The organism is Xanthomonas sacchari (assembly GCF_024266585.1).
GTDB lineage: Bacteria > Pseudomonadota > Gammaproteobacteria > Xanthomonadales > Xanthomonadaceae > Xanthomonas_A > Xanthomonas_A sacchari_C.
In genome coordinates this window covers 1,803,598-1,827,900 of the sequence record NZ_CP100647.1, presented here as the reverse complement: position 1 = coordinate 1,827,900, position 24,303 = coordinate 1,803,598, and the positions used below count along the sequence as shown (strand labels likewise).

19 protein-coding genes are annotated in these 24,303 nt (G+C 68.5%); 8 read left to right on the top strand and 11 right to left on the bottom strand.

All coding sequences use genetic code 11. The features are described 5' to 3' along the window. Positions 1-255: 255 nt before the first annotated feature. The gene (locus NKJ47_RS07340) at positions 256-1,608 is read left to right on the top strand and encodes a serine hydrolase domain-containing protein (RefSeq protein WP_254460831.1); all 1,353 of its coding nucleotides are present in this window, start codon (positions 256-258) and stop codon (positions 1,606-1,608) included. A 1,225-nt stretch (positions 1,609-2,833) separates the two neighbouring features. Here the strand turns inward: NKJ47_RS07340 and NKJ47_RS07335 are convergent. Beyond that, a complete protein-coding gene (locus tag NKJ47_RS07335) occupies positions 2,834-3,274 on the bottom strand; it encodes a hypothetical protein (protein ID WP_254460830.1) in 441 nt (146 codons plus the stop codon). Positions 3,275-3,538: 264 nt separating this feature from the next. On the opposite strand from NKJ47_RS07335, the gene NKJ47_RS07330 reads away from it, so the two are divergent. Then, on the top strand, positions 3,539-3,835 hold the full coding sequence (locus NKJ47_RS07330) for a hypothetical protein (protein ID WP_254460829.1): 297 nt from the start codon (positions 3,539-3,541) through the stop codon (positions 3,833-3,835). Between the two features lie 668 nt (positions 3,836-4,503). Here the strand turns inward: NKJ47_RS07330 and gcvH are convergent. The 9 genes from gcvH to nudE form a co-directional block, all read right to left on the bottom strand. Continuing rightward, positions 4,504-4,899 (bottom strand): glycine cleavage system protein GcvH, encoded by a 396-nt coding sequence (gcvH, locus tag NKJ47_RS07325; protein WP_010344201.1) that lies wholly within the window; start codon positions 4,897-4,899, stop codon positions 4,504-4,506. A 92-nt stretch (positions 4,900-4,991) separates the two neighbouring features. Continuing rightward, positions 4,992-6,098 carry a glycine cleavage system aminomethyltransferase GcvT gene (gene gcvT / locus NKJ47_RS07320; RefSeq protein WP_254460828.1) on the bottom strand — a complete coding sequence of 369 codons (1,107 nt, stop codon included), beginning with the start codon at positions 6,096-6,098 and terminating at the stop codon, positions 4,992-4,994. Between the two features lie 356 nt (positions 6,099-6,454). Beyond that, complete coding sequence (locus NKJ47_RS07315; protein ID WP_254460827.1) at positions 6,455-6,886, bottom strand: NfeD family protein; 432 nt, start codon at positions 6,884-6,886, stop codon at positions 6,455-6,457. Between the two features lie 3 nt (positions 6,887-6,889). Beyond that, complete coding sequence (locus tag NKJ47_RS07310) at positions 6,890-7,852, bottom strand: SPFH domain-containing protein (protein ID WP_254460826.1); 963 nt, start codon at positions 7,850-7,852, stop codon at positions 6,890-6,892. A 67-nt stretch (positions 7,853-7,919) separates the two neighbouring features. Further along, positions 7,920-8,222, bottom strand: a complete 303-nt coding sequence (locus NKJ47_RS07305; RefSeq protein ID WP_254460825.1) for a DUF962 domain-containing protein — start codon at positions 8,220-8,222, stop codon at positions 7,920-7,922. A 782-nt stretch (positions 8,223-9,004) separates the two neighbouring features. Further along, positions 9,005-9,328 carry a YnfA family protein gene (locus tag NKJ47_RS07300; protein WP_254460824.1) on the bottom strand — a complete coding sequence of 108 codons (324 nt, stop codon included), beginning with the start codon at positions 9,326-9,328 and terminating at the stop codon, positions 9,005-9,007. Then, positions 9,325-10,101, bottom strand: coding sequence for a nucleoside triphosphate pyrophosphohydrolase (gene mazG, locus NKJ47_RS07295; protein ID WP_254461364.1), 777 nt, complete (start codon positions 10,099-10,101; stop codon positions 9,325-9,327). The genes NKJ47_RS07300 and mazG overlap by 4 nt, the downstream gene beginning before the upstream one ends. Before the next feature lie 129 nt (positions 10,102-10,230). Beyond that, entirely contained in the window at positions 10,231-11,031 is an 801-nt protein-coding gene (gene cysQ / locus NKJ47_RS07290; RefSeq protein WP_017912917.1) for a 3'(2'),5'-bisphosphate nucleotidase CysQ, read from the bottom strand. Beyond that, on the bottom strand, positions 11,028-11,582 hold the full coding sequence (gene nudE / locus NKJ47_RS07285; RefSeq protein WP_254460823.1) for an ADP compounds hydrolase NudE: 555 nt from the start codon (positions 11,580-11,582) through the stop codon (positions 11,028-11,030). Before nudE ends, cysQ begins: the two co-directional genes overlap by 4 nt. 74 nt (positions 11,583-11,656) lie before the next feature. On the opposite strand from nudE, the gene bioA reads away from it, so the two are divergent. Continuing rightward, a complete protein-coding gene (bioA, locus tag NKJ47_RS07280; protein ID WP_254460822.1) occupies positions 11,657-13,048 on the top strand; it encodes an adenosylmethionine--8-amino-7-oxononanoate transaminase in 1,392 nt (463 codons plus the stop codon). Further along, positions 13,039-13,770 carry a 16S rRNA (uracil(1498)-N(3))-methyltransferase gene (locus tag NKJ47_RS07275; RefSeq protein WP_254460821.1) on the top strand — a complete coding sequence of 244 codons (732 nt, stop codon included), beginning with the start codon at positions 13,039-13,041 and terminating at the stop codon, positions 13,768-13,770. The genes bioA and NKJ47_RS07275 overlap by 10 nt, the downstream gene beginning before the upstream one ends. Positions 13,771-14,273: 503 nt before the next feature. Here the strand turns inward: NKJ47_RS07275 and NKJ47_RS07270 are convergent. After that, positions 14,274-15,296, bottom strand: coding sequence for a glucokinase family protein (locus NKJ47_RS07270; RefSeq protein ID WP_254460820.1), 1,023 nt, complete (start codon positions 15,294-15,296; stop codon positions 14,274-14,276). 873 nt (positions 15,297-16,169) lie between these two features. Between NKJ47_RS07270 and NKJ47_RS07265 the strand changes: the two genes are divergently transcribed. The 4 genes from NKJ47_RS07265 (at position 16,170) to NKJ47_RS07250 (ending at position 24,287) form a co-directional block, all read left to right on the top strand. Then, positions 16,170-18,830: a TonB-dependent receptor gene (locus NKJ47_RS07265; protein ID WP_254460819.1), complete on the top strand. Its 2,661-nt coding sequence runs from the start codon at positions 16,170-16,172 to the stop codon at positions 18,828-18,830. Between the two features lie 99 nt (positions 18,831-18,929). Next, positions 18,930-20,624 carry an alpha-L-fucosidase gene (locus NKJ47_RS07260; RefSeq protein WP_254460818.1) on the top strand — a complete coding sequence of 565 codons (1,695 nt, stop codon included), beginning with the start codon at positions 18,930-18,932 and terminating at the stop codon, positions 20,622-20,624. After that, positions 20,621-21,676 (top strand): glycosyl hydrolase family 18 protein, encoded by a 1,056-nt coding sequence (locus NKJ47_RS07255; protein ID WP_254460817.1) that lies wholly within the window; start codon positions 20,621-20,623, stop codon positions 21,674-21,676. Before NKJ47_RS07260 ends, NKJ47_RS07255 begins: the two co-directional genes overlap by 4 nt. Positions 21,677-21,794: 118 nt before the next feature. Beyond that, on the top strand, positions 21,795-24,287 hold the full coding sequence (locus tag NKJ47_RS07250) for a family 20 glycosylhydrolase (protein WP_254460816.1): 2,493 nt from the start codon (positions 21,795-21,797) through the stop codon (positions 24,285-24,287). Positions 24,288-24,303 lie beyond the last annotated feature (16 nt).

Below are 24,303 nucleotides of genomic sequence, written 5' to 3'. Positions count from 1 at the left end.
AGGGGCTAAGTACGCCTGGCGCGGCACGCCGGTTGCATGTCCATCGGCGTCCGCCGCAGTCCCGCCATCGCCCCGCCGGCAGGTCCGCGCAATCCCCGTCCGACACGGGAAATCCCCAGCAGGATCAAGGCGATGCCTATTCATCTTCTCCCAGTTTGTGCATTCGAGAAATCCGGCGCTAGAATCGTTGCCGGCAGCACCTCACAGGCCTCAGGCGCAATGACACAGAACAGCAGGCACCGGCTCCTTCGACCGGTGGCAACCGGGTTGCTCGGGGCATTGCTGCCCTTTGCGATGTCCTCCACCGCACAGACGCCGGCGCCCGCACAACCGCTGCCGCCGCCGTTGCATACCGAAGCCACGCGCTACACCTCGCCGACCCAGCCGCTGCCCTACCGCGCGTCGCTGACCCAGAGCCAGGTGCTGCCGCTGGCCAGGGGCTTCGACGTGGCCGCACTGGAGTCGGCCGCCGAACAACTGACCTACGGCGAGCGCGTGCCCGGGCTGGCGATGGCCATCGTGCACAACGGCCAGGTGCTCAGCGCGCGCGGCTACGGCGTCACCGACGTCAACCGCCCCGAGCCGGTCGATGCGCACACCGTGTTCCGCCTGGCCTCGCTGTCCAAGGCGTTCGCCGGCACCATGGCCGGCCTGCTGGTCAACGACGGCACCCTGCGCTGGGACAGCAAGGTGGTCGACTATGTCCCGGGCTTCCAGCTCAGCGACCCGGTGGCCACGCGCCAGTTGAACGTCGCCGACCTGCTCAGCCACCGCGTCGGCCTCACCTTCAACGCCTACGACCGCGACGTCGAATCCAACCTCGACTACTACACCCTCAGCCACAAGCTGGCCTATGCGCCGCTGAAGTGCGCGCCGGGCGAGTGCTACGCCTACCAGAACGTCGCCTTCAGCCTGATCGGCGACGTGGTGTTCGCCGCGTCCGGCAGCTTCTACGAGCAGTCGGTGGAACGCCGCATCTTCAAGCCGCTGGGCATGAACGACGCCAGCATGGGCCTGGCCGGCATCCAGGCCAGCCCGCGCTGGGCGCGCCCACACGTGCGCAGCCGCAACGGCTGGGTCTCGCTGACGCCCAAGCCGACCTACTACCGTCTGGCGCCCGCTGCCGGCGTCAACGCCAGCATCAGCGACATGGCGCAGTGGCTGATCGCGCAGACCGGGCATCGCCCGGACGTGCTGCCGGAGCCGCTGCTGGCGACGCTGCACGCGCCGCTGATCCTCACCCCGGGCGAGATGCGCTCGGGCTGGCGCCGCGCCCGGGTCAACTCGGCGAGCTACGCACTGGGCTGGCGCGTGTTCGACTACTCCGGCCACCAGGTGATCTTCCATGCCGGCGCGGTACAGGGCTACCGCGGCCTGATCGCGCTGGTGCCGGAACGCGACTTTGCCGTGGCGATTCTGTGGAACGGCGAAAGCGGCCTGCCCTCGGGCCTGCTGCCGACCGTGCTCGACCGCGCGATCGGCCTGCCGGCGCAGCGCTGGCTGGACGTGGACACCGACTTCGGCAGCGACAACCTGATGGCCGAGCGCCCGGACCCGAAGGACAAGAAGGGCGCGTCCTCGTCCAAGTCGGTGGCCTCGCCGCACTGAGCGCGCGCGCCGGCGGCATCCTCGCAGAAGGCGGCGCAAGCCGCCTTTCTGCTGTCTGCGACGCTGCGCTGTACAGCCCCACCCTGCTCCGACGCTGGGATGCCGCCCTGTCGCAGTTGCGACGACGCAGCGATACGGCGCGCGATCGCGTCACCCGATGCTGCTGCAACGGCCGACGTCATGCCACGCCGCGCGATCAGTGACTGCGTCGCCCCGACGACAGCGGCTGTCCGAGCGCCCGCGTGAAGCACGGCGCTGGCGCGCCGTCGCCTCCACGATCGCGTGCAGGGCGCCCACCGCGTCCTCTCGGCGGCGTCCACGATCCCGCGACGCTGGGCACGGCACCCCGCGTCGCCGCAGGCGGCCGCCAGCGTGCCGGCAGCCCGGTGCACTGTCGCACGCGTGCGCTGGGCAGCGCGCATGCGCAGATCGCGCCTGCAGGGCACCGCCAATGACGACGAGACGTGTCCCGTACGAGGGGCTTCAGCCGCCACGGACGTTACCGGGAATGTCCGTCGCGGCTGCAGCCGCTCCTACGGAAAAGCTGCATCCGGCTCGAGTGTCGCGAAAACAGGTGGTTGGAGCATCCCCGTGGTCCACGCAATGCGCGGAAAGAGCGATGAGGTGTCGACTGTCACGGCACGACGCGCTGGCGCGTTGCGCACGCCCCCCCCTTGGCCGGGTCAACGGATGCCAGGCGCGTCGCGGTTGCCGCAGCGGCCCCGATCCCGGCGATCGGTCGATCCACGTCCGGGTCGGTTCATTGAACGCGATGCGCCGCCCTTGGCTGCCGCCTACCGTCGTGTCGTGACCCAAGTATCGCTGTCGCGTAAGTCATTCGCCGAAGCCGACTGTCGGCTCCTCCCGGTACTCACGTGGCTGCCGAGGCAGCACCTGCATGCCAGGGAAATCCGGTGGATGCGTGGCCATCCCCGCAGGCGCCGGCCGCGGCACGGAGCTGACGCGGCGTGCCGCGCCCGTTGCCGATGCGATAAGCACAGGCGCGATGTCCACCTCGCGACCTGGCAAGCAGGGCACGGAGGACCATCTGCGTGGATCGAGAAGACGGACGCCGAGGGATCGTCGGGCGGAGGCACTCTCGCGTCGGGACTGAAGTCCCTCCCACAACGCAGGCTGCGAGCGCGCACGGCAGGACGCCGCCAATAAAAAACTCCCTCCCCGCTGGGCACCGGGGAGAGAGTCTAGGAACAGCGATCGGGATGGATCAGATCAGCGGCGCGGGCGTGGCCGGCAGCGCGACCGGAGCGGCCTTCTTCTTGCGAGCGGCCGGCTTCTTCTTCGCCACGGTCTTCTTGGCGGTGGCCTTCTTCGCGGCCGGCTTCTTCGCAGCCGCCTTCTTCACCGTCTTCTTCGCCGCGGTCTTCTTGGTCGCAGCCTTCTTCGCGGTCTTCTTCACCGCCTTCTTGGCGACGGCCTTCTTCGCGGTCTTCTTGGTGGCGGCCTTCTTCGCGGTCTTCTTCACCGCCTTCTTGGCAACGGCCTTCTTGACCGCCTTCTTCACCTTGGCGACCTTCTTGGCCACCTTCTTGGCGACCTTCTTGACCGCCTTCTTTACCGAAACCTTCTTCGCTGCCGGCTTCTTGGCGGCAGTCTTCTTGACCGCCTTCTTAGCGGCCGGCTTTTTCGCAGCTTTTTTCGTGGCCATGGGATGGCTCCTCGTCAGTGAACTATGGATTGAAAATGCCCAGTTAAAGCAACCTCGCGGCGATGCTCCGCCTGCGGGAACCGCCGGCGCGCGCTGCGGGCCGGATCGGATACAGAAACACCCGTACCGGATGTCGATACGGGTGCGATGCCAGGGGAGACGTTGCGTTTCTCGGAGGGAAGCGACTCCAACTCCACCATCTTCGGGTTCCTGGCGGATGTCCAAGTTGTGCTTCGCGTTTTGATGTCGATCCGATTCACTCGCTTGCGCAGCAACGTCTGCTGGGCGAAACCTAATCACGGTTTTTTTTACTGTCAACACTTCCGCGCAATTTTTTTTCGACTGGTGCGCGCCGCGCGACCGCGGCATGCCGCGCCGACCGCCGTGCCGGCAGCGCCGATCGCCGCTGCCGGCGTCGCGGGGAAAACGACGCATGCAAAAAAAGCAGGGAAATTTCCGCGTTTTCTGCAACGACGCGGTACCGCCCTCGCGCTGCGGACAGGCATCGGCGACGCGTCGACGGGAACGTCAGGCGTGCGCGCCAGCCTGTCCGCTAGCTGAAAAAAAATTTCGCGACCGCGTGCGGTTCCGGCATCGCGCAAGTGCAAATGCGCAAAAGTGCGCAAACTTTTTCGCGTCGTGCGGCGGCCACTAGGCGTGCGATGCATCGCGTAGCGCGTCGCCGAGACGCGGCGCATCGCGCCATCGCGACACCACCTGCACACGTGCCGCCGACACAGCGCAACGCGGACGACACCCCTCGCCCACCTCCACGTCATGCCTTCCTCGACGTCGTCGCGTGGCGCGTCGACCGGCGCAGGTCGCACCGATCGTCGACTGGCGCCGGCACGCACCTTTCCGTCGCGCATCTGCGACGTGCGCGGTGCGCGCCACATCGCCGCTGCCCGCTCCTCGCCGACCCGCACCGTGCGTGCATCCCGACCCGCTCCTGCGCCGCGCCGGGAGACCGGTACCGCGCGCTGCGCAGCTCGCGCGCAGCGGCTGCCGCAGCGCGTGGCGAACACGTTGCCCCCGCGCTGCTGGACGGCACCGACCTCACGCGGTCTTCGCATTGGCGTGCGCCGCGACGTCGGCGACGGGTTGCCGGGATGGCGATGCGGAGAATGGCGAGCCGACCCGCCGACGACGCGGCGACCGCGGCGCGCGACGCCCAAAAAGAAACCGGCCGCACTGGGCGGCCGGTTCGGGTGTCGCGACGGGCGGTCGGCTCAGTGGCCGTCCTCCTCGAGCAGTTCGGCGTACTCGTCCGGCGACAGCAGTTCGTTCAACTGCTCGGCGTCGTCCGCTTCCAGCACCAGGATCCAGCCTTCGCCGTAGGCGTCCTCGTTGATCGTCTCCGGCTTGTCGCTCAGCGCGGTGTTGACCTCGACCACCTTGCCGCTCAGCGGGCTGTACACGTCCGAGGCGGCCTTGACCGACTCCACCACCGCCACGCCGTTGCCGGCTTCGACGTGATCGCCGACATTCGGCAGCTCGACGTAGACCAGGTCGCCGAGCAGGCCCTGGGCATGGTCGGAGATGCCGATGGTCACGCGACCGTTGCCCTCGACGCGGGCCCACTCGTGGGACTTGAGGAATTTGAGGTCGCCAGGGATCTCGCTCATGGGGCTGCTCCGGAAGAAGACGGTATCGAGGATGGGGGTCTAGTGTAGCGAACCGCGAGCTTAGGGAAGAAGTCGCGCGCGGCGGACGGAACTCAGCCGAGCACGCCGGGCTGGACCTGGCCTTCGCGCACGAACGGGAACTTGACCACCCGCACCGGCACTTCCTTGCCGCGGATGTCCACGCGCACCGCGCCCGGCTCGCCGGCCGGCACCCGCGCGAAGGCGATCGCCTTGCCCAGCGTCGGCGAGAAGGTGCCGGACAGGATCTCGCCGTCGCCGTTCGCGGTCAGCACCTTCTGCCCGTGGCGCAGCACGCCCTTCTCGTCCATCACCAGGCCGATCATCTGCCGCGGCGCGCCGCCGGCCTTCTGCGCCTCGAGCACGGCGCGGCCGATGAAGTCGCGGTCCTCGTCGAGGGTCACGGTCCAGGCCAGCGCGGCTTCGTAGGGCGACACGGTGTCGTCCATGTCCTGGCCGTACAGATTCATGCCCGCCTCCAGGCGCAGCGTGTCGCGCGCGCCCAGGCCGGCCGGCTTGACCCCGGCGCCGCTCAACGCCTCCCAGAACGCCGGTGCCTGCTGCTGCGGCAGCACGATCTCGAAGCCGTCCTCGCCGGTGTAGCCGGTGCGCGCGACGAACAGCGGCACGCCGTCGACCGAGGTCGCCTCGAGCGCGGCGAAACGGCCGAGCTTCTGCGCCGCGGCACGGTCCTGCTCGCGCAGCAGGCCGATCGCCTTGGCGCGCGCGTTCGGTCCCTGCACCGCGATCATCGCGTAGTCGTCGCGCTCGCGCACCTGCACCCCGAACGCCTGCGCCTGCTCGCCGATCCAGGCCAGGTCCTTGGCGCGGGTGGCGGCGTTGACCACCAGGCGGAAGAACGCATCGGACATGTAATAGACGATCAGATCGTCGATCACCCCGCCCTGCGGGTTGAGCATGCAGGTGTACAGCGCTTTGCCCGGCACCTTCAGCTTGTCCACCGAATTGGCCAGCAGGTGGCGCAGGAACGCGCGGACCTGCTCGCCATGCAGGTCGACCACGGTCATGTGGCTGACGTCGAACATGCCGGCGTCGCGGCGCACCTGGTGGTGCTCGTCGATCTGCGAGCCGTAGTGGATCGGCATGTCCCAGCCGCCGAAGTCGACCATCTTGGCGCCGAGGGCGCGGTGGCTGTCGTTGAGGATGGTCTTCTGGGTCATGGCGCGGGTCCGTGAGAAAAGTCCCCCATTATCGCTGGCAGGGAGCCGGGATTGGGGAATCGGGAATCGGGAATGGGGAATCGGGAATCGGGAATCGGGAATGGGGAATCGTAAGAGCGGCTGTCCTGGATCCGAAGGACTGGCGCTCGATCGCCGCTACCGTAGCAGCGGCTTCAGCCGCGACCCGCAGAAGGGCCGGGGATTGGGGAATCGGGATTTGGGATTCGCAAGAGCGGCCGTCCTGAGCCGAAGGACTCGCGCTTGATCGCCGCTCCTACGCGCAGGAAGATTGGGAAGGCAGAGGTGCCGCGCACTCGCGGCACCAATCTCCAATCCCGAATCCCCAATCGCCGCTTTCAAGCCGCCTGGACCAGCAGCGTCATGCCGTCCACGCCGACGATGCGCACGGTGCTGCCGGCCGGCAGGTCGGGGCCGCCGACGACCCAGAAGGCGTCGTCGACCTTGGCGCGGCCGCGGCCGCCCTGGATCGGCTGGTCCAGGGTCACCACGCGGCCGATCAGTTGCTCGGCACGGCGGTTGAGCAGCGGTTGGTCGCTGGTCCGGCCGCGGTTGCGGAACCAGGTGCGGTACACCTGGATCGAGACGAAGCTCAGTAGCACGAACGCGCCGACCTGCAGCAGCAGGGAGATGTCCGGCAGCACCAGCACGGCGAGGAACACCGCCGCGGCGGCGAAGCCCATCCACAGCATGAAGGCGCCCGGCGCCAGCGATTCGGCCGCGAACAGCAACAAGGTCAGGGCGCCCCAGGCCACCACCTCAATGCGCATGACTCAGACTCCGGTGCGCGGCGGCACGCGCGGCACTGCCGGCGGGGTGGCCTGCTTGTTCAACGCCTCGCGCGCCAGCTCGGCGATGCCGGCGATCGAGCCGATGATGCCGCTGGACTCCATCGGCATCAGCACGAACTTCTGGTTCGGCGCGGTGGCCAGTTCCTTGAACGCCTCCACGTACTTCTGCGCGATGAAGTAGTTGATGGCCTGCACGTCGCCTTCGGCGATCGCCTTGGACACCATCGCCGTCGCCCGCGCTTCGGCCTCGGCCAGGCGCTCGCGCGCCTCGGCGTCGCGGAACGCCGCCTCCTTGCGGCCTTCGGCCTCCAGCACCGCCGCCTGCTTCTCGCCGTCGGCGCGCAGGATCTCCGACTGCCGCGAGCCCTCCGCCTCGAGGATCTGCGCGCGCTTCTCGCGCTCGGCCTTCATCTGCCGGGCCATCGCATCGACCAGGTCGCGCGGCGGCTGGATGTCGCGGATCTCGATGCGGGTGACCTTGATGCCCCACGGATTGGTGGCATGGTCGACCACGTTCAACAGTTGCGCATTGATGGTCTCGCGCTGGCTCAGCGACTCGTCCAGGTCCATCGAGCCGATCACGGTGCGGATGTTGGTCTGCACCAGGGCGATGGTGGCGATCTCCAGATTCGACACTTCATACGCGGCCTTGGCGGCATCCAGCACCTGAAAGAACACCACCCCGTCCACGCGCACCACCGCGTTGTCCTTGGTGATGACGTCCTGGCTGGGCACGTCCAGCACCTGCTCCATCATGTTGACCTTGCGGCCCACGCCATAGACCCACGGAATCAAAAAGTGCAGGCCAGGCGACAGGGTGTGGGTGTAGCGACCGAAGCGCTCCACCGTCCACTGGAATCCCTGCGGCACCATGCGCACGGTCTTGAACAGCACCACCACGCCGAAGAACAGGATCACCAGCGTGAGAAAGAAGGTGGACGGCATCAGGTTGCTCCATTAACCAGAAAAGGAATCGAATCCGCAGTATAGCGAGCGTTCGCGCAGGCGCCGGTCACCAGCGGATGCGGCCGAGCAGCATGTCCTTGAACATCATCCAGTCGCCGGCGAACGAGTACAGCGGGTGCCTGAAGGTGGCGGGGCGGTTCTTCTCGAACACGAAATGGCCGATCCAGGCGCAGCCGTAGCCGCAGACCGGCGCCGCCCACAGCCAGCGCGGCTGGCCGGTGCACAGCGCCAACAGCAGACTCGCCAGCACGCCGAGACTGCCGACGAAATGCAGCCGCCGCGACAGCGGATGGCGGTGCTCGCTCAGATAGAACGGGTAGAACTCGCGAAAGCTGGCGAAACGGCGCATGCGATGGCCCTCCCGAGGCGACGCAGGCGTCCAGCATACGCCGGGAACGTGGGCGTCCGCTCGCAGCCCGCAGCCATGGCACGCGGGTGCAGACGTTGGGGGTACTCATGCAGGAGAGGGCAGCGCCGCACCAGGCATGTCCGCGATGCGGCAAGCGCCTGCGGGAGCGGCCTCAGCCCTGCCGCGGCGCAACGATGACGCGTCTCGCGGCTGCGGGGCACCGCCCATCACGCTGGGACGTGCCCTGCGGGAATCGACCGCCATGCGGCCACGACGCGCGACGTGGCGTGCGTTCCGATGACACAATGCGTCGGGACTGAAGTCCCTCCCACAGGGCACCCGCCGCGTTCGCCGCAAGCGCGTGTGGGAACGGCCTCAGGACTGCCGCGGCGCAACGATGACGCGTCTCGCGGCTGCAGGGCACCGCCCATCACGCTGGGACGTGCCCTGCGGGAATCGACCGCCATGCGGCCACGACGCGCGACGTGGCGTGCGTTCCGATGACGCAATGCGTCGGGACTGAAGTCCCTCCCACAGGGCACAGGCCGAGTTCGCCGCAAGTCCCTATGGGAGCTGCCTCAGCCCTGCCGCGGTGCGAAGAAGACATGTCTCGCGGCCGCAAGGCACCGCCCATCACGCCGGGACGAGTCCTGCGGGGGCTCAACTGTCATGCGGCCACGACGCGCAATGTGGCGCGCGTTCCGATGACGCAATGCGTCGGGACTGAAGTCCCTCCCACAGGGCACCCGCCGCGTTCGCCGCGAGCGCCTGTGGGAGCGGCCTCAGGCCTGCCGCGGCGCGAACATGATCACGGCCATGCCGGCCAGGCACAGGCCGGCGCCGAGCAGGTCCCAGCGCGTGGGGCGCATGCCCTGCACGGTCCACAGCCACAGCAGCGCAACAGCGACATAGACGCCGCCGTAGGCCGCATAGACGCGGCCGCTGGCGGCCGGGTGCAGGGTCAGCAGCCAGACGAAGGCCGCCAGGCTACCTGCGGCCGGCAACAGCAGCCAGGCGCTGCGCTGTTCGCGCAACCAGAGATAAGGAAGGTAGCAACCGACGATTTCCGCGACCGCGGTCAGCGCGAACAGCAGCAGGGTCTTCATCCGGCCGCGGCGCGTTCTTCGTCCTTGGCGCGCTGCCAGTACGCCTCCTGCTGCGCCAGGCCCAGGCCATCCAGCGCGCCACCGTCCTGCTGCGCCAACCGCTCCATCGCGCGGAAGCGGCGCTCGAACTTGTGGTTGGCGTGGCGCAGCGCGGCGCCGACGTCGACCTTGGCGTGCCGCGCCAGGTTGGCGCAGACGAACAGCAGGTCGCCGATCTCGTCCTGCAACCGCGCCGGATCCGCCGCGGCGCCATGCGCCAGTTCCGCGCGCACTTCCTCCAGCTCTTCCTGCACCTTGTCCAGCACCGGCGCCGGGCCGGGCCAGTCGAAGCCGACCCGCGCCGCGCGCGACTGCAGCTTCAGTGCGCGCTGCCATTCCGGCAGGCCGCGCGCGATGCCGGCCAGTGCCGAGCCGTCGCGCTCGCCGGCGGCAGCGCGCTCGGCGCGCTTGATCTCTTCCCACTTCAGCGTCTGCTGCTGGGCATCGGCCACCTGGCTGTCGCCGAACACGTGCGGGTGGCGCCGCACCATCTTGTCGCAGATCGCCGCGACCACGTCGTCGAAGCCGAATGCGCCCTGCTCGCGCGCCATCTGCGCATGGAACACCACCTGCAGCAGCAGATCGCCGAGTTCGTCCTTCAGCCCGGCCAGGTCCTGGCGATCGATCGCATCGGCCACTTCGTAGGCTTCTTCGATCGTGTAGGCGGCGATGCTGGCGAAGTCCTGCTCCAGGTCCCACGGGCAGCCCTGCGCGGGATCGCGCAGGCGCGCCATGATGTCGAGCAGGGCGGGAAGGTCGTAGCGGGCTGGAGTCACGGGCAGGGTCCGATGCGACGGCACCGTCGCCGCCTGCCGCCTAGTGTGGCAGAGCGCACGCCGTGCAGCGCGCGCTCGCGACGCGGCTCAGCCCAGCCAGTCGCGCCAGGGCAGCGCCGCATCGCCCAGCGCCACGAAATCGCCGTTGAGCAGCGATTCGCGGCGGTTGTAGCGGAACGGCTTGCCGGTGGCGGCGGCCAGCAGCGCGCCGCCGGCGGCCTGCAGCACGCACTGCCCGGCGGCGGTGTCCCACTCGGAGGTCGGGCCGAAGCGCGGGTACACGTCCAGGTCGCCGTCGGCGATCCGGCAGAACTTCAGCGAGGAGCCCTGTGCGACCAGTTCGATCTCGCCCATGCGCTGCAGCAGCGCATCGGTGCGCGCATCGCGGTGCGAGCGGCTCGCCGCCACCCGCAGCGGCGCGGTGGCCGGCCGCCGCGTGTTCAATGCGGTATCGCGGAAGCCTTCGCGGCGGTACGCCTGCTCGCCGCGCACCGCGTGCCAGACGCGGCCGTCCACCGGCGCCTGGACCACGCCGAACACCGGCGCGCCCTGGTGGATCAGGGCGATGTTCACGCTGAACTCGCCGTTGCGCTTGACGAATTCGCGGGTGCCGTCGAGCGGGTCCACCAGCCAGTAGGTGGTCCAGTGCTCGCGCACCTCCCACGGGATCTGCGCCGATTCCTCGGACAGCACCGGCAGGTCCGGGGTCAGCCGTTCCAGGCCCTCGACGATGATCTGGTGCGCGGCCAGATCGGCCTGGGTCAACGGGCTGGTGTCGGCCTTGTGCTCCACCTCGAAGCCGGTGGCGTAGACCGACATGATCGCCGCGGCGGCATCGATGGCGATGGCGATCACGGTTTCGCGCAAATCACTGGTCAGACGGATCATTCGGCGCGACCCAGCCACTCGCGGGCAATGAACAGCGCCGCCAGCGAACGCCCCTCGGAGAAATCCTCACGCAACATCAGTTGATCCAATTCAGCCAGTTTCCAGGGCACCACTTCCAATTCCTCCGGCTCGTCGCCGGCTAGTCGTTCGGGATAAAGATCTTGCGCCAGCACCAGCCACGACTGGTGGCTCATGTAGGTCGGCGCCAGGGTCATCGCGCGCAGCACGCGCAACTGCCGCGCGCCGTAGCCGGCCTCTTCCTTGAGTTCGCGGTCGGCCGCCTGCAGCGGGGTCTCGCCGGCATCGATGCGGCCCTTGACCAGGCCCAACTCGTAGCGGTGCACGCCGGCGGCGTATTCGCGCACCAGCAGCACGGTCTGCGCATCCAGCATCGGCACCACTACCACCGCGCCATGGCCCGGCGCCTTGAGCCGGTGGAACACGCGGCGTTCGCCGTTACTGAACTCCAGGTCCAGCTCCTCGACCCGGCGCTCGGTGGCCGATTCGCTGCGCTCGCGCACCGCATGGATGATCGGTAACGGACGGGTCACGCCGGCACCCTGCGGCGCCGGGCGGCGTCGGTCGATAGAATGCGCGGAGCGAAGAACCTGTTCATGAGCGCGAAATGCTATCAGACCTGACCGCAGCACAGATGGCCGACGCGTGGCGCCAGCGCGACCTGGCCGTGCTTTGGCACCCGTGCACGCAGATGCGCGAGCACCCCGACACCCTGCCCCTGCTGCCGATCGCCCGCGGCGAAGGCGCCTGGCTGATCGACCACGGCGGCCGCCGCTACCTGGATGCGGTCAGCAGTTGGTGGACCAACCTGTTCGGCCACGGCGAGCCGCGCATCGCCGCGGCCATCGCCGCCCAGGCCACCCAGCTGGAACAAGTGATGCTGGCCGGTTTCAGCCACGAACCGGCGGTGCTGCTGGCCGAACAGCTGCTGGCGCTGGCGCCGCGCCAGGAGGGCCGCGCGCCGCTGGCCAAGGTGTTCTATGCCGACAACGGCTCGGCCGGCGTGGAAGTGGCGCTGAAGATGGCCTTCCACTATTTCCAGAACCGCGGCGAGCCGGGGCGCACCCGCTTCGTCGCGCTGGAGAACGGCTACCACGGCGAGACCATCGGGGCGCTGGCGGTCGGCGACATCCCGCTGTACCGGCGGGTGTACGCGCCGCTGCTGGCCGAGGCGCTGTTCGCGCCCTCGCCCGATGCCTACCAGGCCGCACCCGGGCAGAGCGCGCGCGAACGCGCCGATGCCGCCGCCGATGCGCTGGCCGACCTGTTCGACCGCCATCCCGGCGAGATCTGCGCGGTGATCCTGGAACCACGCCTGCAGTGCGCCGGCGGCATGCGCATGCACGACCCGGCCTATCTGCGCCGGGCGCGCGAACTGTGCGACGCCAACGGCGCGTTCCTGATCGCCGACGAGATCGCCACCGGCTTCGGCCGCACCGGCACCCTGTTCGCCTGCGAGCAGGCCGGGGTGATGCCGGACCTGCTGTGCCTGTCCAAGGGCCTGACCGGCGGCTTCCTGCCGCTGTCGGCGGTGCTGGCCACCCAGCACCTGTACGACGCCTTCCTCGACGACAGCCGCGAGCGCGCGTTCCTGCATTCGCACAGCTACACCGGCAACCCGCTGGCCTGCGCGGCGGCGCTGGCATCGCTGCGGATCCTGCAGGAGGACGACGTGATCGCGCGCAACCGCAGCACCGCCGAGACCATGCGCGCGCTGTCGGCGCCGTTCGCCGAGCATCCGCACGTCGCCGACGTGCGCCAGGCCGGCATGGTGGTGGCCTTCGAACTCACCCACGACGGCGACAAACGCACGCCCTTCCCCGCCTCCGCGCGGGTCGGCCTGCACGCCTATCGCGCCGCGCTGCAACGCGGGGTGGTGCTGCGCCCGCTCGGCGACGTGCTGTACTGGATGCCGCCGTACTGCGTGGACGCCGCGCAGCTGGCGCTGCTGGCCGAGACCACGCTGGCGGCGATCGACGAGGCGGTGGCATGCGCCTGACCCGCTGCCATGTGGACCTGCCGCTGCACGCCGGCGCCGAGGTGACGCTGCCGGAGGACGTCGCCAACCACCTGCTGCGCGTGCTGCGGCTGCGCGAAGGCGATCCGTGCGTGCTGTTCAACGGCGACGGCTGCGATTACGACGCCGAACTGCTGCAGACCGGCAAGCGCAACGCCAGCGTACGCATCGCCGCGGCGCGACCGGCGGACAACGAGTCGCCGCTGGCGATCACCCTGCTGCAGGGCGTGGCGCGCGGGGAGAAGATGGACCTGATCCTGCAGAAGGCCACCGAGCTCGGCGTCGCCGCGATCGTGCCGGTGTGGGCCGAACGCACCGAAGTGAAGCTGGATGCGGCGCGGGTGGACAAGCGCGTGGCGCACTGGCGCAGCGTGGTGATCTCGGCCTGCGAACAGTCCGGCCGCGCGCGCGTGCCGCAACTGAGCGCGCCGCTGGCGCTGGCCGAGGCCGCGGCGGCGGTGGCCGCCACGACGCTGAAACTCACCCTCGATCCGCAGGGCGAACAGCGGCTGCGCACGCTGCAGCTCGACGGCGGCGCAGCGGCCATCGCGATCGGCCCGGAAGGCGGCTGGTCGCCGCGCGACCGCGCCACGCTGCAGGCGGCCGGCTTCGTCGGCCTGCGCCTGGGCCCGCGCATCCTGCGCACCGAAACCGCCGGCCTGGCCGCGATCGCGGCACTGCAGGCGCATCACGGCGACCTGTAGGTCAGCGCACGCGATCAGGGAAACGGCGACGCGATGCCCGAAGCGCCGCGGGCGTTGGCGCGCCACGGGAGGCGACGCGACGCCCCCTGGACATCGGTCGGCGTGCTTCCTACTTATATGTATGTATCGGAACGGATGCAGCTACCCGCTGCGACTGCGCCCCAGCCTGTAGGGCACCTCTAATAACCTGCTTCTGCCACGCATGACGTAGTCGCGTAGGAGCGGCTTCAGCCGCGACAGGCTTACCGGGAACGCCCGTCGCGGCTGAAGCCGCTCCTACAGGGCGCGTCACGGAGTGTTTGGAGGTGCGGTTAAGCCGCGACCCAGGGGCGCGCCTGAAGCCGTCCCCACAAGACACGTCCCGTCGTATCAGCAGTGCCCTGTAGACGCGCTGGCGGTGGCACAGGCGCCGTTGGCATGCCCTAGACAAGCCTGCGCGATGCGCTCGGCGCGCACGCCAGCCGCCGGACACGACCGGTGTCGGCGAAGCCGCGCCCGGCGCCTCAGTGGCGCTGCTGCAGGAACCAGTTCGCCGCGCCGATCACCCCGAGCTGGCCATGCTCGACCAGCTTCACCGGAATCTGTTCCAGCGCCGGACGCATCGCGCCCTTGTTCAAGTAGCGCTCGACGAACGGACTGGCGGACAGGAAGGCACCGATCTGCGGCAGGAAGCCGCCGGCCAGATAGATGCCGCCCTGCACGCCGTACAGCAGGGCCATGTCGCCGACCACGCTGCCGAGCAGGCCGCAGAACGCGGACAGCGCCTCGTGCGCCAGCGGATCGTTGCCGGCCAGCGCGGCCGCGGTAATGTCGCTCGGTACGGCAAGCGCGGGCGTGGCGCCACGCAGTTCGCACAACACGCGATAGAGATTGAGCAGGCCCGGGCCGGACAGGAAATGCTCCATCGGCACATAGGAACGGTCGCGCAGCAGCCGCTGCGCCAAGGCCATTTCCAGGTCGTTGCCGATCGGCAGCGCGGCGTGGCCGGCCTCGGTGGCCAGCACCACGGCGCCGCCGTGGGTCGGGATCCATACCGCAGCGCCGAGGCCGGTGCCCGGGCCGATCACCAGCGCCGGCCCGCGCTGCGCCGTGCGCGGCCCGGTCAGATGCAGCACTTCGCTGGCGTCCATCGACGCCGCGGCATACGCCACCGCCTCGAAATCGTTGACCAGATGCAGCGCCTTCAGGCCCAGCCTTTCGCGGATCTCCGGCGGCGACAGCGTCCACGGCAGATTGGTGGTGATGACGCGTCCATCCTCGAGCGCATAACCGGCGCTGGCGATCACGCCGCGGGTCGGCTTCGGCCCCTGCACCTGAGCGAGGAACTCGCCGATGATTTCGGCCAGGCCGGGATAATCGGCGCAGCGATACTTGCGATAGTCCAGCACGTCGACCGACGGCGCCGGGCCAGCGCCTGCAGCGCGCGCGACCAGGCCGATCCGGACATGGGTTCCGCCGACATCGGCAGCAATGAAGGGCTCGGCGCGCGGCACGGCCGCTGCCACTGATGAACTGCTTGCGGACACGTCTTCTCCCGTTGCGCCAGAGCAGGCGCACGCCGATTCGGCCTATTGATCGAGTGTCGGACCACCTTGACAACGTTGTCAAGATGAATTTCACCAGTTTGTCGTTTTGTCTTCACCAGGCCGACGTCATGGGGCGGATCGCCTTGCAGTGCGTATGGTCGACCACAAAGACACATTGCATGGGTGAACACCCGTCGCAAAATTTCGCCGCATCGCACAAATTTTTGCCACACGTCGATTAACCCGGCAGCCCCTTGCCGCGGCGGGGCCTCCCGACCTCGGCGCGGGTCCCGCCACCGCCCCGGGCGATGTTTTCTTTTGTAGACAAGCACCTAGAGCAGGCCTCCGAGAGGCCGCGAAAGCCTCGGGAAAGCTACCCCGGCCAGGCTCGATTGCGATCGTCAAAATCGTGTGAAACGGGTGTTGACAACGCTGTCAGCGCTACGACAGACTCGGCTCACACAAGTTTTACAACTTCAAGACATGCCACGTTCAGGGGATTCAGACACAGCGACGCTTCGCCGCTCCTCCCGCGCCAAGTGGCAGGACGCGCGCTGACGCTGCGACCGGCATCCCCCGAACCGACGAGACCACGCCCGATGCCGGGCACGGGCGCAGCCGCACCCGGATCAGGCAACACGGTGCACTGCTTCATTGCTGGACTTGGTTGTTACCTGCAGGAACACAGGAAGAACCGGCGCCCTCGATGCCGCCGGTTGGCTACTTCCGCGTCAGCGACCGGACGACGCGCATCGAGATGCGATCCGCGCAGCGCCACCAGGCGCGGCGCCATCCACAAGGCCGGGCAGCGGCCAGCACGCCGGAACATCGGTTGGCACCTCATGCCCAAGTACTCACCCAGAGGTTTAGCCAATGAATAGCCGCACCACTACCTTAGCCATCAGCATCATGGCCGCGCTGTACCTGTCCGGTAACGCCGCCGCGCAGGAAGCGCCCGCTTCCGCCAGCGCGGATTCCAAGAACGTCCAGCAACTCGATGCCATCACCGTCACCGGCTACCGCGCCTCGCTGGAGAAGAGCCAGTCGGTGAAGCGCTCGGCCAACTCCATCGTCGATGCGATCAGCGCCGAAGACATCGGCAAGTTCCCGGACACCAATGCCGCCGAGTCGCTGGCGCACCTGCCGGGCATCAGCGTGGACCGCCAGTTCGGCGAAGGCGAGAAGGTCAGCATCAACGGCACCGACCCGGCGCTGAACCGCGTGCTGCTCAATGGCCAGACCATCGCCTCGGGCGACTGGGGCGGCAACCCGACCGACACCAGCGGCCGCACCTTCAACTACACCCTGCTGTCGCCGGAAATCATCGGCCTGATGGAGGTCTACAAGACCCCGGAAGCGCGCATCGACGAAGGCTCGATCGGCGGCACCGTGATCGTGCACACCCGCAAGCCGCTGGACCTGCCGAAGAACACCATCCGCGGCTCGATCGGCTACAACTACAACGACCGTTCGGAAGAAGGCAATCCGCGCGGCTCGGCGCTGTGGAGCTGGAAGAACGACGACGAGACCTTCGGTGCGTTGATCTCCGCCACCCACGACAAGCAGGACCTGTCGCGCGCCGGCATCGAGTTCTTCGGCTACAACACCGGCGCCGGCATCCCGCCGACCGCGCGCATCTCCGGCGACGGTGGTAACGTCGCCACCGCCAAGATTCCGGTGGGCATCAACAGTGCCTTCTTCCAGCAGACCCGCGAGCGCAACGGCCTGCAGGGCGCGCTGCAGTGGAAGCCGAACGATCAGAACGAGTTCAACCTGACCGGCATCTACATCAAGGGCAAGTACAACAACTTCAGCGAATCGCGCTACGTCTGTCCGGGTTGCGGCGACCAGGACAAGATCACCAGCGCCACGGTGCAGAACGGCTACATCACCCAGGCCACGGTCACCGACGGCGCCGGCAACGGCAGGCAGCCGTACGCGCAGTTGGACACCAACTACCGCGAAAGCACCGTCACCACCAAGAGCCTGAACCTGCGCCACGACTTCTACGGCGACAAGTGGGTGTTCACCACCCAGGCCGGCGCCACCGAGGCCACCGGCGGCAAGAGCCCCGAATACCTGATGAAGTTCCTGCTGAAGGACGGCGGCTACAACTTCGGTTACGACGGCAGCCACACCGACGTCAACTACGACAACGGCAGCGCCGCCAACTGGGGCCTGGTCGGCTCGCCGGCCGGCCTGGCGCCCGGCTCCACCGCCGCCTCGGCGATGCAGGCCGGCGGCATCTACTACGCCAAGAGCACGGACAAGGAGAAGTACTTCCAGTTCGACGCCGCGCGCGACCTGGACTGGGGTCCGCTGAACAAGCTGCAGCTCGGCTACAAGTACATCAACCACGACAACGGCGTCGACGCCCGCGGCAACCGCATCAACACCACCAACGCGGTGTCGCTGACCGACTTCAGCCCGGGCACCACCCCGAGCGGCCTGTACGACGGCCTGGGCGCCAGCGGCGACCTGACCAACTGGTCGACCGCCAACCTCAACTCGGTGATCAGCTACCTGCGCGGCCAGCCGCAAGGTCCGTACAAGATCGACTACGGCTCCTCGTTCGACGTCAAGGAAATCACCAGCGACCTGTACGCGCAGCTGAACTTCGAGTCCGGCGCGTGGCGCGGCAACCTGGGTGTGCGCTACGTGGACACCAAGGACAAGTCGCTGTACTGGCAGAGCAATGACGGCGGCGCCACCTACAACCAGACCCAGGTAACCAAGCAGTACTACAAGCCGCTGCCGAGCTTCAACCTGGCCTACGATCTGGACACCGACAAGGTGCTGCGCTTCTCCGTGGCCAAGGTGATGGCGCGTCCGCGCTACGGCGACCTGGCCGGCTCGTTCACCATCAACAGCAGCAACGGCAACCTGACCGCCAGCGGCGGCAACCCGGACCTGAAGCCCTACGAGTCGACCAACTACGATCTGGCCGCCGAGTGGTACTTCGCCCCGTCCAGCATGCTGTCGGCGGAACTGTTCTACCGCGACATCAGCTCGTACATCGTCACCACCACCACGCAGCAGCAGCTGACCGATGCGGTGTCCGGGGTGAGCGGCCTGTACACGGTGAGCTCGCCGGTCAATGCCTCCGACGCCAAGGTCAAGGGCGCCTCGCTGAACTACCAGCAGGCGTTCGGCTACGGCTTCGGCCTGCAGGCGAACTACACCTACGCCACCGCCGACGCCAGCACCGGCCTGAACCTGCCGTACCTGTCGAAGAACACCTACAACGTGATCCCCTACTGGGAAAACGGTCCGTGGATGGTGCGCGTGAACTACAGCTACCGCTCCAAGTACTTCACCCAGGTCGGCCGCCTGAACTCGCAGGTGTTCACCGACGAGTACAAGCAGCTGGATCTGACCGCCTCGTACGAGATCAACGACTGGATGAGCGTGAGCTTCAGCGCGACCAACCTGCTCGACTCGACCTACTACTGGTACAACGAGGTCAAGTACGCGCCGATCGGCATGTACAAGAACGGCCGCGGCTACCAGGCTCAGCTGAACTTCAAGTTCTGATGTAACACCGGCGCGCCACCGTCCCTCCACGGTGGCGCGCTGTTTCGTGTCCGGCGCGGCGGCGCCGGCATCGTCTTCCGTAACAAGGAGTGCCGTTCCATGACGACCGAGACCCGCCCCCGTGCGGACCGATCCCGCCACGCCGGAGCCGCACGCCAGACCCTGGCCAGCGCACTGGCCCTCATGCTCGCGCTGACGGCCCTGCCCGCCGGCGCCGCGGACGCGCCGTCGCCAACGGCGCCCACCGCCACCACCCTCAGTCCCGAACAGATCGACCAGCAGTGGCTGCAGGCCACCGCCAAGTACGCGCCCGAACGCGCGCGGCTGGTGCGCGAAGCCAACGACGGCGCGCGCGGCGGACCGTTCCGGCCCGACTGGACCTCGCTCAAGCAGTACCGCTCGCCGTCCTGGTACGACAACGCCAAGTTCGGCATCTTCATCCACTGGGGCGTGTTCTCGGTGCCGGCCTTCGGCAACGAGTGGTACTCGCGCAACATGTACCAGCAGGGCAGCAAGGACTACCTGCATCACCGCGAGACCTACGGCCCGCAGTCGCGCTTCGGCTACAAGGACCTGATCCCGCTGTTCACCGCGCCCAAGTTCGATCCGCAGGCCTGGGCCGCGCTGTTCCGCGACGCCGGCGCCCGCTACGTGGTGCCGGTGGCCGAGCACCACGACGGCTTCGCGATGTACGACTCGCAACTGTCGGACTGGACCGCGACCAAGATGGGCCCACGCCGCGACGTGATCGGCGAGCTGTCCAAGGCGATCCGCGCGCAGGGCCTGCATTTCGGCCTGTCCTCGCACCGCGCCGAGCACGACTGGTTCTTCGACGGCGGCCGCCAGTTCGACTCCGACGTCAACGACCCGCGCTACGCCGGCCTGTACGGCCCGGCGCAGGTCCGCCTGCCGGGCAAGGACGACGCCGACGTGCACAACGACTGGACCCCGGTCTCGCAGGCCTGGCTGGACGACTGGCTGGCGCGCACCACCGAATTGATCGACCGCTACGACCCGGACCTGATCTATTTCGACTGGTGGATCGCGCACCCGACCTTCCGCGGCACGCTGCCGACCATGCTCTCGTACTACTACAACCACGGCGCGGCCAAGGGCGGCGTGGTGGTCAACTACAAGCTCGGCGCCTTCCCCGAAGGGGCCGGCACGCTGGATATCGAGCGCGGCCAGCTCACCGGCATCCATCCCACCCACTGGCAGACCGACACCTCGGTCAGCAACGCCTCGTGGGGCTATGTCGAGAACGACACCTACAAGACCCCGACCTTCATCATCCACATGCTGGTGGACGTGGTCAGCAAGAACGGCAACCTGATGCTCAACATCGGGCCGCGTGCCGACGGCTCGATCCCGGACACCGAGCGCGCGATCCTGCTGTCGATCGGCAAGTGGCTCAAGACCAACGGCGAGGCGATCTACGACAGCACGCCGTGGCGCAGCTACGGCGAAGGCCCCACCGAAGTGGTCGGCGGCACCTTCCAGGACACCAAGACCAAGCCGTACACGCCCGAGGACTTCCGCTTCACCACCGGCCACGGCGCGCTGTACGCGATCGAGCTGGGCTGGCCGGCCGACGGCAAGGCGGTGATCCGCTCGCTGAAGCCGGCCGACGGCGTGCGCAGCGTCACCCTGCTCGCCGACGGCAAGCCGGTGCCATTCGAGCAGCGCGCCGACGGCCTGCACCTGCGCCTGCCGGCCAAGCCGGTGGGCGAACACGCCTACGTGTTCCGCATCGCCCTGTCTTCCTCCACCCCGCCAACGGATCCCTCCCGATGATGAAGCGTTTCGCAGGGCTGCTGTTCGCCCTCGCCCTGGCCTGCGGGCCGGCCATGGCCAAGAACCCGACCGCGTTGTTCTATCTGATGAACACGCAGAAATCGACCAACTCGTTCCTGGCCCACCTCGACAAGATCGACGTGGTGGTGCCGACCTGGTACGGCGTGGACCAGACCGGCCTGGTCAACGGCACCCCGAACATGTACCTGTACGAGATCGCCAAGCAGCACAAGCTGCGGGTCATGCCGATCCTGTCGATGACCACCGGCCGCGAGGGCTTCCACAAGCTGCTGCACGACGAGGACGCCAAGCAGCGCATGATCGCGGCGCTGCTGATCCACGGCCGCAAGCACGGCTATGAAGGCTTCCAGTTCGATTTCGAGAACATCGCCTGGACCGACCGCGACGCCTACTCGCTGATGGTCAAGCAGACCGCCGAGGCGCTGCACAAGGCCGGCTTCAAGCTGTCGGTGGCGGTGGTGCCGAACGCGCCGGGCTATGCCGAAGGCGGCGCGTTCTCCAAGTGGATGTGGGAGTACTGGCGCGGCGCCTACGACCTCAAGGCGCTGAGCGCCTCGGCCGACCTGATCAGCCTGATGACCTACGACCAGCACACCCGCTGGACCACGCCCGGCCCGGTGGACGGCATGGTGTGGATGAAGAAGCACCTGGACTACGCGCTGACCCAGGTGCCGAAGGACAAGCTGTCGCTGGGCATCGCCACCTACGGCTACCGCTGGTACACCGGCAATCCGGTCAAGCCCGACGGCACCGAGGCGTCGAACATCGCCGCCGACTACATCGACGCCGACGAGTCGTTCCCGCTGGCGGTGGAGCAGAACGCCACCGTGCAATGGGACCCGGTGGAACAGGAGTCGTGGTTCTATTTCTACCGCGACGACATGCGCGAATGGGTGTTCCGCCCGGACGCGCGCAGCTTCCGCGCCCGCTACGACCTGGTCAAGCAGTACGGCCTGGAAGGCTTCAGCTGCTGGGTGCTGGGCGCCGAGGATCCCAAGGTCTGGGACGAACTGCCGACCGCGGCGCGCTGACCGGCCGTCGCGCGCGCGATGCGGACGGATGCATGCGGCGCGCGGCGAACGCGCCGCGCTCACCTCAGGCTACCCCACAGCCTCTACGATATGCATCTCGATCGCTTGAGGTAGACCGATGACTGCAGTGGGTGCACACCCCCGATTGCCGCACCGCCCGATGCCCGCCGCCGCGCGCATCGCGGCGGCTTCCCGCAACGCCTGGCTGGGGTTGTCCCTGCTCGCCTGTGGCAGTTTGCTCGGCGGCTGCGACCGCGCGCCGCCGCCCGCTCCGACAGCGGCGGCCAAGCCCGCCGCAGCGCCGCCGCCGGCCCCGAAACACGATGACGACGACGACAAGACGCCGCTGCCGCTGATCCCGGCGCCGGCCAAGGCCGAGCGCGACGGCGGCACCCTGACCATCGGCACCGGCGCCGTACTGTCGGTGCCGACCGACGACCCCGGCGCGCAGCGCGTGGCCCAGCAACTGTCGCAACTGCTGAGCAAGACCCGCGGACTGTCGCTGGAAGTGCGCGCGGAGACCATCCCCGCCGACGGCAGCATCCGCCTGCAGCTCAATCCCAATACCGAGGTGGCGCAGGCCGAGGGCTACACGCTGGACGTGGACCCGCGCACCATGCTGATCCAGGCGCGCGAGGAGCGCGGCCTGTTCTACGGCGCGATCAGCGCCTGGCAGCTGATGACGCCCGATGCCGGCAAGGGCGAGGTCGACGTGCCGCAGGTGCATATCCGCGATTGGCCGCGCTTCGGCTGGCGCGGCGTGCTGCTCGACGTGGCGCGGCACTTCCATGGCCCGGACACGGTCAAGCGCCTGCTCGACGCGATGGCCCAGCACAAGCTCAACGTGCTGCACCTGCACCTGACCGACGACCAGGGCTGGCGCATCGAGATCAAGCGCTATCCCAAGCTCACCGAGATCGGCGCCTGGCGCACCCCGCCCGGCGCCGGCACCCACGGCCTGCCCGATCGCTACGGCGGCTTCTACACCCAGGACCAGATCCGCGACCTGGTGGCCTATGCCGCCGAACGCCACATCACCATCGTGCCGGAGCTGGACATGCCCGGGCACGCGCAGGCGGCGGTGGCGGCGTATCCGGAACTGGTCGGGGTGACCCGGCAGCGGCCCAAGGTGTCGGTGGACTGGGGCGTCAATCCGTACCTGTTCAACACCAACGACAAGAGCATGACCTTCATCCGCGGCGTGCTGGACGAAGTGCTGCAACTGTTCCCCTCGCCGTACATCCACATCGGTGGCGACGAAGCGGTCAAGGACCAGTGGGAACACTCGCCGGCGGTGCGCGCGCAGATGCGCAAGCTCGGCATCAAGGATGCGCATGCGTTGCAGGGCTGGTTCAACCAGCAACTGGCCGATTACCTGACCCAGCACCAGCGGCGCCTGATCGGCTGGGACGAGATCCTGGAAGGCGGCCTGCCGGCCAGCGCCTCGGTGATGTCCTGGCGCGGCGTGGACGGCGCCGTGGCCGCCGCCAAGCAGGGCCACGACGTGGTGCTGGCACCGGCCGGCTGGATGTACCTGGACAACCTGCAGAGCGCACGCAACGACGAGCCCAACGGCCGCCTGGCGACGCTGCCGCTGCAGAAGGTCTACGGCTTCGATCCGGTGCCGGCCGCGCTCAACGCCGAGGAGAGCAAGCACGTGCTCGGCGTGCAGGCGGCGCTGTGGAGCGAGTACATCCCCTCCGCCTGGCATATCGACCATGCGTTGTTCCCGCGGCTGAGCGCGGTGGCCGAGGCCGGCTGGTCGCCGATGGCCGCGCGCGACTGGAACGGTTTCCTGCAGCGCCTGCCGGCGCAGTTGGATCGCTACCGCAGCCAGGGCATCGCCTACGGCGACGGCGCCTTCGCCCCGGACATCGCGCTGCAGGGCGGCGACAACGCCGTGCTGGACGGCGGCCAGGCCACCGTGGTGCTGGACAACCAGGCCAAGTTCGGCAGCTTCCGCTACACCACCGACGGCAGCGAGCCCAAGGCCGACTCGCCACGCTACACCGCACCGTTCGCGGTGACCCTGCCGGTGACCGTGCGCGCGGCCACCTACGCCGACGATGGCCGCCTGCTGGCCGCGCCGCGCAGCCGCATCCTCGACCGCGCCAACCTGCTCAGCCGCGACACCCAGGGCCTGGGCTCGTGCGCCGGCGGCGAACTGGGCCTGCGCGTGCCGCTGCTGCCGGACCTGGCCGACCAGGACACGCCGGTGTTCAACATCGACCTGTTCACCAGCTGCTGGCGCTACGCCGACGCGCGCCTGGACGGCATCGACCGCATCCGCATCGACGCCGCGCGCCTGGCGCGCAATTACGGGCTGGCGCACGACCAGGCCAAGGTCAAGCGCTACCCGGCGCACAGCCCGCGCGGCGAGTTCGAAGTGCGCCTGGGCGACTGCAAGGGCAAGCTGCTGGCGCGGCTGCCGCTGCCGCGCGGCAAGACCCTGGGCGACCAGTTCGCGCTGGAAGCGCGGCTGCCCAAGCAGACCGGCGTGCACGATCTGTGCCTGCGCTCCACCGCGCCCATCGCCGGGCCGTACTACGCCATCGGCGCCGTCCATTTGATCGACACCGCTGCGCAGGCGCCCCCCAACGCCGCGCACTGACCACGGAGACCCTCGC